The organism is Bifidobacterium sp. LH_230 (genome assembly GCF_056357555.1).
Genome location: NZ_JBKEWJ010000026.1, coordinates 25,503 through 39,880 on the forward strand (window position 1 = coordinate 25,503; position 14,378 = coordinate 39,880).

Annotated in this window: 12 protein-coding genes and 1 tRNA gene; 5 read left to right on the forward strand and 8 right to left on the reverse strand. The window is 64.1% G+C overall.

The window, feature by feature from the left end; genetic code table 11:
• Positions 1–268 precede the first annotated feature (268 nt).
• From AC1A0G_RS10775 to AC1A0G_RS10790, 4 genes are all read right to left on the reverse strand, one after another.
• Positions 269–1,306, reverse strand: a complete 1,038-nt coding sequence (locus AC1A0G_RS10775; protein ID WP_214372420.1) for a universal stress protein — start codon at positions 1,304–1,306, stop codon at positions 269–271.
• A gap of 183 nt (positions 1,307–1,489) precedes the next feature.
• Positions 1,490–2,293 carry a C40 family peptidase gene (locus AC1A0G_RS10780; protein WP_476529632.1) on the reverse strand — a complete coding sequence of 268 codons (804 nt, stop codon included), beginning with the start codon at positions 2,291–2,293 and terminating at the stop codon, positions 1,490–1,492.
• Between the two features lie 179 nt (positions 2,294–2,472).
• Positions 2,473–3,306 carry an NlpC/P60 family protein gene (locus AC1A0G_RS10785; RefSeq protein WP_476529634.1) on the reverse strand — a complete coding sequence of 278 codons (834 nt, stop codon included), beginning with the start codon at positions 3,304–3,306 and terminating at the stop codon, positions 2,473–2,475.
• A gap of 257 nt (positions 3,307–3,563) precedes the next feature.
• Positions 3,564–4,583, reverse strand: coding sequence for a CHAP domain-containing protein (locus AC1A0G_RS10790; protein WP_476529636.1), 1,020 nt, complete (start codon positions 4,581–4,583; stop codon positions 3,564–3,566).
• Positions 4,584–4,829: 246 nt separating this feature from the next.
• Between AC1A0G_RS10790 and serC the strand changes: the two genes are divergently transcribed.
• Together serC and AC1A0G_RS10800 are read left to right on the forward strand one after the other, a co-directional pair.
• Positions 4,830–5,978 carry a phosphoserine transaminase gene (gene serC, locus AC1A0G_RS10795; RefSeq protein WP_476529638.1) on the forward strand — a complete coding sequence of 383 codons (1,149 nt, stop codon included), beginning with the start codon at positions 4,830–4,832 and terminating at the stop codon, positions 5,976–5,978.
• Positions 5,979–6,016: 38 nt separating this feature from the next.
• Positions 6,017–6,271 (forward strand): hypothetical protein, encoded by a 255-nt coding sequence (locus tag AC1A0G_RS10800; protein ID WP_476529640.1) that lies wholly within the window; start codon positions 6,017–6,019, stop codon positions 6,269–6,271.
• A 19-nt stretch (positions 6,272–6,290) separates the two neighbouring features.
• Here the strand turns inward: AC1A0G_RS10800 and AC1A0G_RS10805 are convergent, their stop codons facing one another.
• Entirely contained in the window at positions 6,291–7,586 is a 1,296-nt protein-coding gene (locus AC1A0G_RS10805; RefSeq protein ID WP_476529642.1) for a sensor histidine kinase, read from the reverse strand.
• A 186-nt stretch (positions 7,587–7,772) separates the two neighbouring features.
• On the opposite strand from AC1A0G_RS10805, the gene phoU reads away from it, so the two are divergent.
• Positions 7,773–8,453 (forward strand): phosphate signaling complex protein PhoU, encoded by a 681-nt coding sequence (phoU, locus tag AC1A0G_RS10810; RefSeq protein WP_214372425.1) that lies wholly within the window; start codon positions 7,773–7,775, stop codon positions 8,451–8,453.
• A gap of 270 nt (positions 8,454–8,723) precedes the next feature.
• Here the strand turns inward: phoU and AC1A0G_RS10815 are convergent, their stop codons facing one another.
• The 3 genes from AC1A0G_RS10815 to lysS form a co-directional block, all read right to left on the reverse strand.
• On the reverse strand, positions 8,724–9,464 hold the full coding sequence (locus AC1A0G_RS10815) for a phosphoglyceromutase (RefSeq protein WP_152358234.1): 741 nt from the start codon (positions 9,462–9,464) through the stop codon (positions 8,724–8,726).
• A 416-nt stretch (positions 9,465–9,880) separates the two neighbouring features.
• Positions 9,881–10,879, reverse strand: a complete 999-nt coding sequence (gene menA / locus AC1A0G_RS10820) for a 1,4-dihydroxy-2-naphthoate octaprenyltransferase (protein ID WP_476529653.1) — start codon at positions 10,877–10,879, stop codon at positions 9,881–9,883.
• Between the two features lie 194 nt (positions 10,880–11,073).
• Positions 11,074–12,753 (reverse strand): lysine--tRNA ligase, encoded by a 1,680-nt coding sequence (lysS, locus tag AC1A0G_RS10825; RefSeq protein ID WP_476529645.1) that lies wholly within the window; start codon positions 12,751–12,753, stop codon positions 11,074–11,076.
• A gap of 114 nt (positions 12,754–12,867) precedes the next feature.
• On the opposite strand from lysS, the gene AC1A0G_RS10830 reads away from it, so the two are divergent.
• Both AC1A0G_RS10830 and AC1A0G_RS10835 read left to right on the forward strand, forming a co-directional pair.
• Positions 12,868–12,941: transfer RNA gene (locus tag AC1A0G_RS10830), tRNA-Pro, on the forward strand.
• Between the two features lie 94 nt (positions 12,942–13,035).
• Positions 13,036–14,223: an MFS transporter gene (locus tag AC1A0G_RS10835; RefSeq protein WP_476529647.1), complete on the forward strand. Its 1,188-nt coding sequence runs from the start codon at positions 13,036–13,038 to the stop codon at positions 14,221–14,223.
• The last annotated feature ends 155 nt before the right edge of the window (positions 14,224–14,378 follow it).

Below are 14,378 nucleotides of genomic sequence, written 5' to 3' on the forward strand. Positions count from 1 at the left end.
CCCGCTGGCGATCCGAGAATAGTCGCACTGATACTACCCCAGCGCAACTATTCTCGGAAATCCGGGTTGATCGCCGAAAAAAGTTGCACTGAGCGTTCGTCAACGCAACAATTTCAGGAAACCGGCCAAAATTTCCGAATATAGTTGCGCTGGCACCATCTCAGCGCAACTATATTCGGCGGTCAATCACAATTGCCCGGATGCGTTGCGCCGAGATAGATATCTCAGCACGACGCATCCGGGCAACCGCTATCTACTGATGAACGAGCTACTGGCGATCGGGATCGATCTTGGCCTCGATCTTCGCCGCGACCTCCGGCTCGGCGGTCGGCACCGCGACCTCCTCGACGCCGCTGATCTCGTCGAGCGACTTGGTCGGCACCTCGGCCGGCGAGCTCGGCACCGTGTCGAGGCGGCTTTCCGCGGCCTCAACGTACTTGCGCGGCACCACGTACACCGGCGTCACGGCGTGCTGCAGCAGTCCCTGGCTGGTCGAGCCGAGCAGCAGTCCGGTGAAGCCGCCGCGGCCACGCGAGCCGACGACCACGACATCGTGGTCCCAGCTGGCCTTGGTCAGCGCGTTCACCGCAGAACCGGGCACGACCTGCTTGTTGACCTTGAGTCCCGGATGCGCCTCCACGATCGGCTTCAGGCGCACGTCGAGATCCTCCTTGTAGGACTCGATCACGCCTTCCTCGCCGTCGATGCCCTGGATCTTCGGCACCGCGGAGATCACGTCAAGCTCGGCGCCCCACGTGTCCGCGAACGCGGCCGCGATCTCGAGCGCCTTCAGGCCCCACTTGGATTCGTCGGAGCCGACCGCGACCTTGGTGATCGTATTGTTCAAGTGCATCAGGTTGCCGTCGTCGTCGGTGTACGGCACAACGACGATCGGGCAGTACGCGTACGCCGGCAGCGACGACGACGTCGTGCCGAGAAGCCGCTCGGCCAATCCGCCCTTGCCGCGGTTGCCGATGACGATCAGGTTGTAGTTGCGCGACAGTTCGACGAACACGGATGCTGGATCGCCGGTGACGATCAGCGTGGCAGCCTCCACGCCCTGCTCGTCGGCGATGGCCTTGGCCTTGGACAGGATCTCCTGCGCGTCGGAATGCGCGGCATTGTCGTCGCCCATCGCGGTATAGGTGGCATCGAACGATACCGCGGCGTAGCTGGGCAGGGAGTATGCGCAGACGATCTGCAGCGTGAGTCCGGCATGCTTGGCATAGTTCGCGGCCCACCATGTGGCCTTATAGCTGGCGTGCGAACCGTCGACGCCCACGAGAATTGCCTTGTCGTTGATCATGACGACCTCCTTACGTCGTTCGGCGCTTCTATGCGCCGCCCTCACCACTTAACAATACCCGTCAAACGCACAAATCGCGTGTTTCCCCACGCGGAAAAACGTGTGAAAAAACACAAAACGGCATCCGAAATTGGATGCCGTTCGCGTTGATGCCTATTGGCTGCGTAATGTGCGGGAAGTAGGTCAGAGGACTCGACGGATGGAATACGCGCTGTAGAACGAGTCCAGACCGGTGATCTGCGTGCCCTGATACGGGTTGAGCGCGTTGATGACCAGACCGTTGCCGATATAGATCGCGGCATGGTCCGCGTTGGCGACGATGTCGCCGGGCTTGGCGTCCGCGATGCTGGCGACCGCGGTACCGACCGCCGCCTGGCCGCCGGAGGTACGCGGCAGACTGATGCCGAACTGCGCGAACACGTACTGCACGAAGCCGGAGCAGTCCCAGCCGCTCGGCGTATTGCCGCCGGCGACGTACGGCGCGCCGACGAACTGCGTGGCGTAGGCGACGATCGCGTCGGCGCTCGCGTTGGACGTGGACGTGCTCGTGGTGGAGGACGCCGACGAAGACGCACTCGAATCAGCGGAAGAAGTATCGGACGAGGTGCCGGTCGTATCGGTCGTGATGGACTCGCGCTCCTCGGAACGGCTGGCGGCCGCGGCCTGCGCCTGTGCCGCAGCGGCCTGCGCCGCCGCCTCTTCCTCAGCGGCCTTCTTGGCGGCCTCTTCCTCGGCCTTCTTGGCCGCGGCCGCATCCTTCTCGGCCTGAGACTGGGTCTGCGGCACATTGAGGTTCTCGGTGCTGCCCCAGTTCGCGTCGTCGTTCACCGACGTGGAGGTCGCTTCGGCCAACAGGTCCTTGCGCACGGTCTGCGCCTTCGGGAACGAACGGGACGACGTGACGGTACCGGCCGCATCGGCGGCGAGCGCGTTCGGCGCGACCGCGACGGCCATCATGCACGACATTGCCGCAACAGCGGCGATCATAGATACATTACGCTTTATATTCATCACCAGCCGACAGTACTACGGGATATGCACAAACGCCCGAAAATTCAGTGATATCCCAGCGAACATACAGTTTGGATGGACGTCGAATCGTGGCCGCCGCGACGGATCGCGCATCGCCCGCGACAGCACACGATACGAATATTCGATACGGACGATCAGAAGACGCGAACGATCACGTCCGGGTTCATCATGCCGGCCAGCGCGACGGTCGTGCCGTTCCAGCCGCCGTGGATCGCCTGTCCGTTGCCGACGTAGATCGCGACGTGATCCCAGTGCGCGCCGCCGTTCCAGCCACCGGTGTAGCGGTAGACGAGGATGTCGCCAGGCTGCGGTTCGCTGACGTGCTCGCCGAGACCCGCGTATTCCTCCGGCCAACCGTGGAAGTTGATGCCGCCCGCGGCCAGCGCGGCGCTGACCAGCGCGGTGCAGTCCATGCTCTGACCGAGCAGCGCGTAGGCGGCGGCCACGGCCGCGCCCGCACTGCCGGAAACTTCCGCGACCGACGACGAGGACGCGGACGACGACGATGCAGAGGACGACGAAGACGATTCGCTGCCGGCGGCCGCGGACGACGATTCCGAGGTCGACGTGCGCTGCTGGCTGCGGCTCGCGGCCTGCGACTGGGCCTGTGCGGCCAGTTCGGCAGCCGCCTCCGCTTCCGCCTTGGCGCGCGCCTCGGCTTCGGCCTTCTTCTTGGCTTCGGCCGCCTCACGCTCCTGCTCGGCCTGCGACTTGGTCTGCGGCACGTCGAGCGACTCGGTGCTGCCCCAATCGGCACTGGTCTCGACGTCGGTGGAGGTGTGTTCGACGGTCAGGTCCTTGCGTACAGCGGTGTAGGACGGGAACGAGCGGAACGAGGTGACGGCGGTGCCATTGGTGTTGGCCTCGCCGGTGACGTTGGCCTGTGCGGATGGCACGGCGAACGTGAACAGAGCCGCGACCGAAACGGCGGTCGCCAGCATGGACGCGATCGTTGTATTCGAGCTCATAGGGTCCGACTGTACCATGCGGACATTCCCGAACCGGCCTATATATAGTAGTACGACAAGTGCTGATCACCGATATCTAGGGCGACACGCCGATCAACATCGCACATCATCGCTCATGATCGCAAGCAAAACCGAAATTGTGATCGATCACACCAGCACATACGCGATCAGCGAACAGCAGCACACATCAGTCGATCGAACAGTCAATCGCACAGCGACCGACCGATCACCGCCGGTTCGCAACGGTCAACGACGAATCAGTAGTGGATGAACTGCAGTTGCGCCGCATCCGTCGCGCTGATCGTGCGGCTGGAGATCACGCCGAGTCCCTTGACGTTCGATTCGGACACCTCGATCGAACCGTCCTTGTGGATCTTCTCGACGATCGCGACGTGGCCGTAATACGAATCGGCCTGCAGCTGACCCGGCTGGAAGACCACCACGTCGCCGACGTGGCGAGCGGTATTGTCCACCCAGTAGCCGAACGTCGTCGCGGAATCGGCCCAATCCGCGCCGTTGCCGAAGTACGAGCCGACCGGCAGACCGAGCTGCACGCGGCGCTCGTAGGCGTACCACGTGCACTGGCCGTACGGATACGCGTTGCCGCCGTTCTCGCCGGTGGCATGGTTCGGATCGAACCCGCTCGGCAGGATGCCGGCGTCCTGATCCATGAGCGAGGCGACGACCGTGTTGTTCGCGATCGACTTGGACATGCTGTTGACGTCCAGCGACGCGGAATCGCCGTCGACCGACCAGTCGCCTTCGTTGGCGGTCTGCTGCGCGGTCGAATCGGAAGACGTGGACGTGCCGGACGCACTGTTGCCGGACGTGCCGGCCACGGAGGACGACAGCTCGCTCAACGGGGTGCGGCTTTCGGAACGGGATGCGGCCGCGCTGGCGTCGGCGGTGACCGGCTTCATCTGCGTGGTCGTGGTCGCCTGATCGTCGGCGGCGAAATCGACGCCGTTGGCATTGGCGAACGCCATCGCGCTGGCCGCGGTGCCGACAAGCGCGGCGAGGGACGCGGACGTCACGAACGTGGACTTGCGCTCGGCCGCACGGGCCGCTTCGCGGATGGCGCGACGCGACTGCGGGGCCACTTCGTTGAGCTTGTCCACGACGGCCTGATCGAGGCCGATGATCGCACCGCCATTGGCGATCTGCACGGCGCGTACGGCACGGGTCGAATGGGAACCGCGGCTGGAGGCAAACAGCGACTGCACCAGCTGAAGATACTGAGGTGCAGCCTTGTGCGCCTTATGAGATCCATGCCGCATATCCGTATCACTCCTTGCCGGGTTCCGATGCAACCACCGAGTCACTGTTATCTGTCAATTTCAATCATCAACGGAAATCAGGTGATCGCATCACACTTCCGTCACTGCCATGCACCTTACAACGAGGCGCGGTCATTGCCGGTCCGTCGGCGGTCGGCTATGGTCACGGTTCCGACTGCCGGACAGCGGTTCCGCGTGCCGGACTCTTCGATCGCGAATCCGAAACACCGGCTAGGCTATGGGGCTATGGCCAATACGATCACTATTCCCCAGTCACTGCTGCCCGCGGACGGACGGTTCGGTTCCGGCCCGAGCAAGATTCGCGAGGCGCAGGTGCGCGCGTTGGATGCGGGCGCGACGACGCTGCTGGGCACGTCGCACCGTCAGACGCCGGTCAAGCAGGTCGTCTCCTCGATCCGCGAGGGACTCACGTCGTTCTTCCGTCTGCCGGAAGGCTACGAGATCGCGCTCGGCAACGGCGGCGCGAGCGCGTTCTGGGACATGGCGTGCGCCTCGCTGATCTCCCGTCGCGCCGCGTTCGGCACGTACGGTTCGTTCAGCGCGAAGTTCGCGGCCTCGGCCGCCGCGGCCCCGTTCCTTGAGCAGCCGGTGATCTACGACGGCGAGCCCGGCACGTACCGTCTGCCCGAGTTCACCGAGGACGTGGATGCGTACTGCTGGGCGCACAACGAGACGTCGACCGGCGTGGCCGCTCCCGTGCGGCGCGTGGCCGGCTCGCTCGGGCAGGGCGCGATCACGCTGGTGGACGGCACGTCGGCGGCCGGCGCGCTGCCGGTGGACGTCAGCCAGACCGATGCCTATTATTTCTCGCCGCAGAAGGCGTTCGGTTCGGACGGCGGACTGTGGGTGGCGGTGCTGTCGCCGGCCGCGATCGAACGTGCGGCCAATGTCGAGCAGAGCGCGACGCTGGATGGCGCGCGTCGCTGGGTGCCGCCGTTCCTGTCGCTGACGTCGGCGGTGGCCAACTCGCGCAAGGACCAGACGCTGAACACGCCGGCCGTGGCGACGCTCATCATGCTGGAGAACCAGGTACGCTGGCTCAACGACAACGGCGGCTTGGATTGGGCGACCGCGCGGTGCGCGAAGTCCGCGTCGCTGCTGTATGACTGGGCCGAGCGTTCGCAGTACGCGCGACCGTTTGTCGCCGATGCAAACGCGCGTTCTCATTCGGTGGTGACCATCGACTTGGATGAGTCCGTCAGCGCGAAGCAGGTCGTGTCCGCGCTGCGCGAGAACGGCATCGTGGATACGTCCGGATACCGCAAGCTGGGCCGTAACCAGCTGCGCATCGGCGTGTTCCCCTCGGTCGAGCCGTCCGACGTCGTCGCGCTCACCCAGTGCGTTGACTACGTTGTCGAGCACCTCGCCGACTGACTCGGTACCGGTAACGGGTTCGCGGTAGAGTGCACGGTATGAAATTCGCACCGATCATCAATCCGGACGCCTGCCGCCCCGCTCCCAAGCCCGTGCGCGTCGATCTGCGCAAGACGTTCCTGATCGGCACGGCGATGTGGTGCGTGGCGCTGGTCGTGTGCGCAATCCTGCTGTTCCTCGACCTGCCGGTGCTGCGCTGGCTGATCGTGTGCGCGTCCGGCACGGTGATCGGCGTGATGATGCTGATCTGGGAGCACCTCGACCGCTGGGACTACCGCCGTCTCGGCGTGTGATCCGCGAATCCGCGATCGGTCACTGGGCCAGCGGCAGCGAGAACGTGAACGTGCTGCCGCTGCCGGGCACGCTCCACACCGTCACGGTGCCGTGATGGGTGAGCGCGACGTGCTTGACGATCGCCAGTCCCAATCCGATGCCGTCGCGCGAACGCAGCGTCTGATTGCTGCCACGGTAGAACCGCTCGAAGATGCGCGCCTGCTCGTCCTTGGCGATGCCCACGCCCTGGTCGACGACCTCGACCGCGGCCTGCGAATCGTTCTCCGACTTGGATACCGCGACGTTCACCGTGCCGCCGGCCGGCGAATACACGAGCGCGTTGCGCACAAGCTTCGAAATCGCGGCGATGACCTGTTCCGCATCGCCGTTCACGGTCAGCGTATCGTCGCCGGAGATGTTGACGGTCACGCCGTATCGGGCGCTGTCCGCATGCAACCGTTCGCATGCCAGACGCACCTGTTCCATCATGTTCAGCCGGTTCGCGGAGGACGGCGCGATCGGCTCCTGCGCCTTGATGAGCAGCATCAGATCGGCGACCATGCGGTTGAGCCGGTCGCACGACGAACGCACCTGATGCGCGTGCCACGAGACTTGCTCGGCGTCCAACGCATCGTTCGCCAGCGAATCGGCGAGCTGTTCCAACGCCTGGGACGGCTTGAGTAGCTGTTCGGACACGTTGTTGATGAACGCGTCGCGCACCTGCGCGAACCGGATCGCCTCGCTCACGTCGTCGATGAGCACGACCACGAAATCGCCGACCTTGCCGACGGTGATCTTCAGCCAGTTCGGCCGCACCACGCCGCGCACCTTCACCGGCGCATCGGGACTGTCCTGCTCGCGCGTATGCGTCGTCAGATCGAACTGCTTGCGCCCGCCCACGCGACGCACCTCACGCACCGCGTCACGCACCTGGTCACTGATGATCGACTCGTCATCGACCACGCCGAGCGTGTACGCGTCCGGATTCGCGCGGATCACCTCGTCACGGTCGTTGATCACCACCGTCGCCTCGGGCAGCATCGCCAGCAGCGCGGTGGTGTCCGTATCGAGATCCTCGGTCTCGGCATCGTCGTCGGTCCTCTTGCGAAACAGTACATGAAACCACGCGACGATCCGATGCGGCAACGAGTCCGCGCGGTCGTCGACGCGCTCCCGCCGGCCGCTCGTCTCGTCCTGCTCGTCCTTGCCGACGAAACGGTTGTCGAACATCGGACGGATCAGATCGTAGATCCAGAACACCACCAAGGTCACCAACCCCAGACCCATGATGGAGAACGGCACAAACACGATGATGGTTTGCAGGTAGTCGGGCATACGTTCCATTTTCTCACATCGCGAGTGTGAAGGCTAACGACATGCCGAGCAGATGAATGCAAGGTGAACGTTTCCGTGAACAATGCCTAAACGTCGCGTGGCTTTATCGCTACGTTGTTGGAAAACAACGGACGCGCAGAATACACTGGTATAGGTTGCAGAAGTGTTGAAAGGAAAGGCACAACAATGCGCGTTATCTTTAACGAGGAGATGAAGGCCGTCGCCGACGACCTCGACCGCATGGCCAAGGATGTTCGCAAGGCCATCAACGGCGCGGGCAAGGCGCTGCTGGACACCGATGTCGAAGCGGCGCAGGCCGTGATCGACGGCGACATCGAGATCGACGCCCTTGAATCCAGCGTGATCGACCAGTGCGTCAAGCTGCTCGCCAAGCAGACCCCGGTCGCCACCGATCTGCGCGTGGTCGTCTCCACGCTGCGTCTGGCCGCGACGTTCGAGCGCATGGGCGATCTGGCCCGCCACATCGCCGAGTCGGCCCGTCGCGCGTACCCGGAGTCCCCGCTGCCGGAAGAGGCGAAGGACATCTTCAAGCAGATGCAGGACTTCCTCGACGAGACGGCCGACAACGTTGTCGCGATGCTGGCCGACCGCGACGCGAAGATCGCCGACCGCATCATCCGCAACGACGACAAGCTCGACGAGCTGCATCACAAGACCTTCGAACTGACGCTGTCCGACGACTGGAAGGGCACCAAGCAGCAGCTGATCGACGTGGTGCTGCTCGGCCGCTTCATGGAGCGTCTCGGCGACCACGCCGTGTCCGCCGCGCGTCGCGTGGTGTTCATCGTCTCGGGTTTTGACCCGAGCAAGGAGCCGACCCGCGACGAGGATGGCGCCGTCGACTGATCTTCACGGTCGGCTACGCACGCACTCCGCTAGATATGCAAGAAGCCTCCCTTTTCCGGGAGGCTTCTTGCATATCTCGACTCCCTCGGCTGAGGGAGCTGGCACGCGAAGCGTGACTGAGGGAGCGTACCCGCAACCACATCCAGAAACGAGGAACGCTCAACATACAAAAATCGGGGTGGTCGGGAAGCATACTCCCGACCACCCCGATTATCATGGTCTCACGGTTTCACGGCCCTATGGCCTCACCATGAAACCATCAAACTCAGATCACTTCTGGCCCTGAGCGGCGACAGCGGCGGCGCCGGCAGCGGCGGCCTCCGGGTCGAGGTACTCGCCACGCGGCTTAACCGGCTTGAAGTCGTCGTCAAGCTCGTACAGCAGCGGGATGGCGGTCGGAATGTTGACCTTGGCGATCTCTTCCTCGGTCAGGTTGTCGAGCATCTTGACGATGGCACGCAGCGAGTTGCCGTGGGCGGCGATCAGGACGGTCTTGCCGGCCTTGAGCTGCGGCTCGATGTCGGACTTGAAGTACGGCTCGACACGCTTGACGACGTCGGCCAGGCACTCGGCTTCCGGAACCGGATCGCCGGTGTAGCGCGGGTCGTGGTTCTGCGCGTACTGGTCGTTCGGGTCGATCTCGGGCGGCGGGGTCGCGTAGGAACGACGCCACAGCATGAACTTCTCGTCGCCGTACTCCTCGCGGATCTCGGTCTTGTTCTTGCCCTGCAGAGCGCCGTAGTGACGCTCGTTGAGACGCCAGCTGCGCTCGACCGGGATCCACAGACGATCCGCGGCGTCCAGCGCGATGTTGGCGGTGTTGATCGCACGACGCAGCAGCGAAGTGAAGACGATGTCCGGCAGGACGTTCTTCTCCTTGAGCAGCTCGCCGCCGCGCTTGGCTTCGGCCTCACCCTGCTCGGTCAGCGGGACGTCGACCCAGCCGGTGAACTGATTGGTTTTGTTCCATGCGCTCTGTCCGTGACGGAGCAGTACTAGTTTGTAAGTCATACGGCCCAGTCTACCGCCCCGCCAGCCCAGACACGAGCGTTTGTCTTACTTTTGTCGCGCAATCTGTCGACCGACATCCCATCGTCGCCAACCTCCCGCCGTCCGGTCCTTCCCCCGGAGCGGCCTATTCGCGTGACATTTCTGCGACCAACCGCCGCATCCTATCCACAACATCACGCAAACAACCTATCTTGCGTGATGTTGTGGATAGTAGATCACTCTTACTAGCCCAAACGTCACGCGAACCGCTCACTGTACGTGACATTGCCGCCAGTAACTCGCCTCTGCTCACCACAACATCACGCGAACCAATCCACTTGCGTGACATTGCCGTCAGCAACCCATCCTTACTCGCACAAACATCACGCAAAGAGACCGGTTTCCGTGACGTTTGCGGTTCCACCCATCCATCCCTGTCAGATGCCGGATACGATCGTGCAGAACACGATCAGCACCGCGAAGAACAGCGTCTGATAACCGGCATCCGCGAGCGCCCACCGGTAGTCGTGACGTTCTACGCTACGCAGGATTCGCAGCGGCACGGCGATGCCGGAAATCGCCAGGATCACGCCCCACGGCCACCACAGCACGGCGGCGATCGCCAGCGACAGCACCAGTTCGACCACCACGCACACGGTCAGCGCGATGCGCGCGCCCCGCTCCCCCAACCGTACGGCCAGCGTGCGTTTGCCGTGGCGCACGTCCGAATCGATATCGCGCAGGTTGTTGACCATGAGCAGCAGCATCGCGTTGAGCCCGCAGCATACGGCAGCGAGCACGCCCATCAGATCGATGGTGCCGGCGAGCGCGTATTCGGTGCCGAGCACGGCCGCCAGCCCGAAGAACAGGAACACGCCGAGTTCGCCGAATCCCGCATAGCCGTAAGGGTGACGACCGCCGGTGTAGAACCAGCCGGCGAGGAGGCTGAGCACGCCGACCGCGAACAGCCACCAGCTGTGCGAGATGAGGATCGCGATGAGTCCGGCGACGCACGCGATCGCGGCGGCGATACCCGCGGCGGCGAGAACATGCTTCGGCGGGACACCGGACGCGACGAGCCGCTGCGGTTTGAGCGCCATCTGATGCGCGGATGACGACGATGCGGACGATTCGGGCGCCGACCGCCCGTCGTCGGTGCCGCGGATGCCGTCGGAGTAGTCGTTGGCGAAGTTGACGGCGATCTGCAGACACAGCGCGACGAAAGCGCACAGGATGGCGACCGGCCAGAACCGGCCGAGCAGTGTGTGCAGCAACGCCCGATTCGCCACGCATTCGGCAGGTTCCGGATAGATCAAGATGCAAATGTCGAGCGCTCGGACATGGTTCCGCGCGCAGGCCGCCCCCACCGCCACCGGCGCGATCGACGCCGGCAGAGTGCGCGGCCGCGTCCCCGCAAGCCACAGTTTCCATGACACGGATGTGTTCGACGGATCGTTATTCATACGTTCCAGCCTACCGCCCTGCACATATCGGCCGCCCGAATACGAAAATCGGAGATTCACCACGCATATCAACGATATTGTGTGGTGAATCTCCGATGAGGCTTTGGTTACGCCGATCACATCAGCGTACGGTCATCGACGTCGGGCGAACGCGCCGGCCCACGCACTTAGTTGAGCGCGAGCGGCTTGACGAGCGGGAAGGTGATCGTCTCGCGGATCGTCGCACCGGTCAGGGCGATGAGCAGTCGGTCGATGCCCATGCCCATGCCGCCCGCCGGCGGCATGCCCACGCCAAGCGCCTCGAGGAAGTCCTCGTCGATGTCGCAGGCCTCCTCATCGCCCGCCATCGCGTCCTTGGCCTGGGCCACGAAACGCTCGCGCTGCACGACCGGGTCGTTGAGCTCGGAGTAGCCGGTGGCCAGCTCGAAGCCGCGCACGTAGAGGTCCCACTTCTCGACCACGCCCGGCTTGGAGCGGTGACCCTTGACGAGCGGACTGGTCTCGACCGGGAAGTCGCGCACGAAGGTCGGCTCGTACAGCTTGTCCTCGTAGAAGTGCTCCCACAGGTGCTCGACGAGCTTGCCATGGTTCTCCACGTCGTCGCGCTCCACGCCGAGCTTGTCGGCGATCTCACCGAGGTGCTCCACGGAGGTGCCGGGGTTGTCCGGACCGCCGTTCGGCACGATCTCCTCGCCGAGCGCCTCGGACAGGGAGTCGTACATGCTGATCTGCTTCCACTCGCCGCCGAAGTCGTATTCGGTGCCATCGAGCAGCGTGACCTTGTGCGATCCGAACACGTCCATCGCGGTCTTCTGCACGAGCTCCTTGACGAGACGGCCGATCGTGTCGTACGTGCCGTACGCCTGATACGCCTCGACCATCGTGAACTCCGGAGCATGCGTCGCGTCAACGCCCTCGTTGCGGAAGTCGCGGTTGATCTCGAACACGCGGTCGATGCCGCCGACGAGGCAGCGCTTCAGGAACAGTTCCGGCGCGATGCGCAGGTAGAGGTCCAGATCGAACGCGTTCATGTGCGTGGTGAACGGGCGGGCCGCGGCGCCGCCGTGCACGGTCTGCAGCATCGGCGTCTCGACCTCGATGAAGTCATGGTCGTCGAAGGTGCGGCGCAGCGAGGCAACGGCCTTGGAACGGTTGCGCACCATGTTGCGGATCTTCTCGTCCGCGATCATGCCGATGTACGGCTTGCGGGTGCGGGTGTCCTCGTTGAGCTCCTTGTGCAGCGCGGGCAGCGGCTGCAGGGCCTTCGCGGCGATCGCCCACTCGGTCGCGAAGACGGACAGCTCGCCGGTCTTCGACGCGATCACGCGGCCGCGGATGTACAGGTGATCGCCGAGATCGACCAGCTGCTTGAACTGCTTGATCGAATCCGCGCCGATCTCCTTCTTCGAGATCATGCCTTGGATCTTCGTGCCATCGCCGGCCGACAGCTGCACGAAGCACAGGCCGCCCGCGTTGCGCAGGAACAGCACGCGGCCGGCGATGCCGACCATGTCCTCGGTCTCCTGGCCGGGTTCAAGCTTGCCGTCATACTGGGCGCGCACTTCCTCGATGGTGTGGTCCACGTCGAGATGCACCGGGTACGGGGCGATGCCGGCCTCGAGCATCATCGCGCGCTTGGCGACGCGCATCTGCACCTGCTCGGGATGCGCGAGCGGGCCGAATTCCTTGTTGGACGGATCGACGGCCTCGTCCAGCGTCGCACCGGACTTGATCTTTTCGCGGATCGTCTCATCCTGCTTGAGCAGCATCTCCGCGCGCTCGACCGTGGTCATCGCGGGAGCGGCAGCTTCTTCCTCGTTTGCTTGGGATTCTTGGGTTTCACACATAGATCAATAGTGTAGCGATCGGGCGATACACGGCCGAAAATCAGCTGTTTTCAGCGCGACACGCCGAAGTTTGACTCTCGCCTTCCAGCATGTAATATAGCGGACGTTGCCAAACGGGCTGTAGCGCAGCTTGGTAGCGCGCTTCGTTCGGGACGAAGAGGCCGCGGGTTCAAATCCCGCCAGCCCGACTGCAATAAAAGGGAATCATCGAGTTCGATGGTTCCCTTTCTTTTTGCATATCGACAATCAAGAATCCGTAACGAATTTCAGGAATCGGGCAACATGAAGAAGAGTCTGCTGGCGCTGGCATCCGGCGCGTTCATCCTCGGCGCGGCCGAATTCGTCATGATGGGCATCCTGCCGCAGGCCGCCGCCGCGATGCACGTCGACATCCCGACCGCCGGCCACTTCATATCCGCCTACGCGATCGGCGTGTGCATCGGCACGCTCATCCTCGTGTTCGGCCGCAAGGTGCCGCCGAAGAATCTCATCATCCTGTTCATGGTCATCGCGCTCGTCGGCAACCTGCTGAGCGCGTTCTCCGTGAGCGCGCCGATGCTGATCGCGGCCCGGTTCATCTCCGGCCTGCCGCACGGCGCATTCTTCGGCACGGCCACGCTCATCGCCAAGACCCTGGCCGACAAGGGCAAGGAGGCGCAGTCCGTCTCGATGATGGTGACCGGTCAGACCGTCGCCAACATGCTCGGCGTGCCCGCCGGCACGCTCATGGCCGAGTTTCTCTCATGGCGTCTCGCGTTCGGCATCCTCGCCGCGTGGGCCGCGATGACGATCGTGCTGTCCGCCGCGTGGATTCCGTTCGTCGCGCCAATCAAGGACGCCGGCATCAAGGGCCAGTTCCGCTTCCTCACCAAGCCCGGCCCGTGGGTGATTCTCGCGGCCGTGTTCACCGGCAACGCGGGCGTGTTCTGCTGGTGGAGCTACGTCTCGCCGTGGTTGCAGAAGACGGGCGGCTGGCCGGCTTCGCTGGTGCCGATGCTCATGATGCTCGCCGGTTTCGGCATGGTCGTCGGCGGCCTGATCGGCGGTCGCATCACCGATCGCTGGCGTCACGCCGGCACTGCGGCGCTCGGTCAGGCGATCTCGTGCGCGGGCCTGTTCATGGTGCTGCTGCTCCCGGGCAGCCAGTTCACGACCGCGCTGCTCACGTTCTGGATCGCGTTCGGACTGTTCTTCATCTCCGCGCCGCAGCAGCTGCTCATGACCGAAGCCGGGCAGGGCGGCGGCGAACTGATCGCGGGCGCGGCCGTGCAGGTGGCGTTCAACTTCGGCAACGCGGTCGGTTCGATGGTCGGCGGCACGATGCTCACCACGTTCGCGATGAACTACCGGTTCACCGGTCTCGGCGGCATTCCGCTGGCGCTGCTTGCCGTGGGGCTGCTTGCGTTCTACTCCATTCGCTGCGAGACGCACACCGACGCCGCGGCCCGCATGCGCCCGGTCGAGGTGTGACGTATCGGGCGTGCTCGCCGGTGGGTGATCATCGGCGAGCATGGCGGGTTCTAGTGATCGTTGCAACGCCTGATGATCCGAGAGGAGAGATCAGGTGGGCAAGTGGGTGTTCGACGGCGTCGAGTACGAGACCCGGAGTCTGATGTGCGAGGCGC

What these genes read in the sequence shown, in the direction of transcription:
- phoU (WP_214372425.1), top strand. Translation starts at nt 7,773, where the DNA reads ATGCGCGTTATCTTTAACGAGGAGATGAAGGCCGTCGCCGACGACCTC.
- AC1A0G_RS10835 (WP_476529647.1), top strand. Translation starts at nt 13,036, where the DNA reads ATGAAGAAGAGTCTGCTGGCGCTGGCATCCGGCGCGTTCATCCTCGGC.
- AC1A0G_RS10800 (WP_476529640.1), top strand. Translation starts at nt 6,017, where the DNA reads ATGAAATTCGCACCGATCATCAATCCGGACGCCTGCCGCCCCGCTCCC.
- AC1A0G_RS10775 (WP_214372420.1), bottom strand. Translation starts at nt 1,306, where the DNA reads ATGATCAACGACAAGGCAATTCTCGTGGGCGTCGACGGTTCGCACGCC.
- AC1A0G_RS10805 (WP_476529642.1), bottom strand. Translation starts at nt 7,586, where the DNA reads ATGCCCGACTACCTGCAAACCATCATCGTGTTTGTGCCGTTCTCCATC.
- AC1A0G_RS10815 (WP_152358234.1), bottom strand. Translation starts at nt 9,464, where the DNA reads ATGACTTACAAACTAGTACTGCTCCGTCACGGACAGAGCGCATGGAAC.
- serC (WP_476529638.1), top strand. Translation starts at nt 4,830, where the DNA reads ATGGCCAATACGATCACTATTCCCCAGTCACTGCTGCCCGCGGACGGA.
- lysS (WP_476529645.1), bottom strand. Translation starts at nt 12,753, where the DNA reads ATGTGTGAAACCCAAGAATCCCAAGCAAACGAGGAAGAAGCTGCCGCT.
- AC1A0G_RS10790 (WP_476529636.1), bottom strand. Translation starts at nt 4,583, where the DNA reads ATGCGGCATGGATCTCATAAGGCGCACAAGGCTGCACCTCAGTATCTT.
- AC1A0G_RS10785 (WP_476529634.1), bottom strand. Translation starts at nt 3,306, where the DNA reads ATGAGCTCGAATACAACGATCGCGTCCATGCTGGCGACCGCCGTTTCG.
- AC1A0G_RS10780 (WP_476529632.1), bottom strand. Translation starts at nt 2,293, where the DNA reads ATGATCGCCGCTGTTGCGGCAATGTCGTGCATGATGGCCGTCGCGGTC.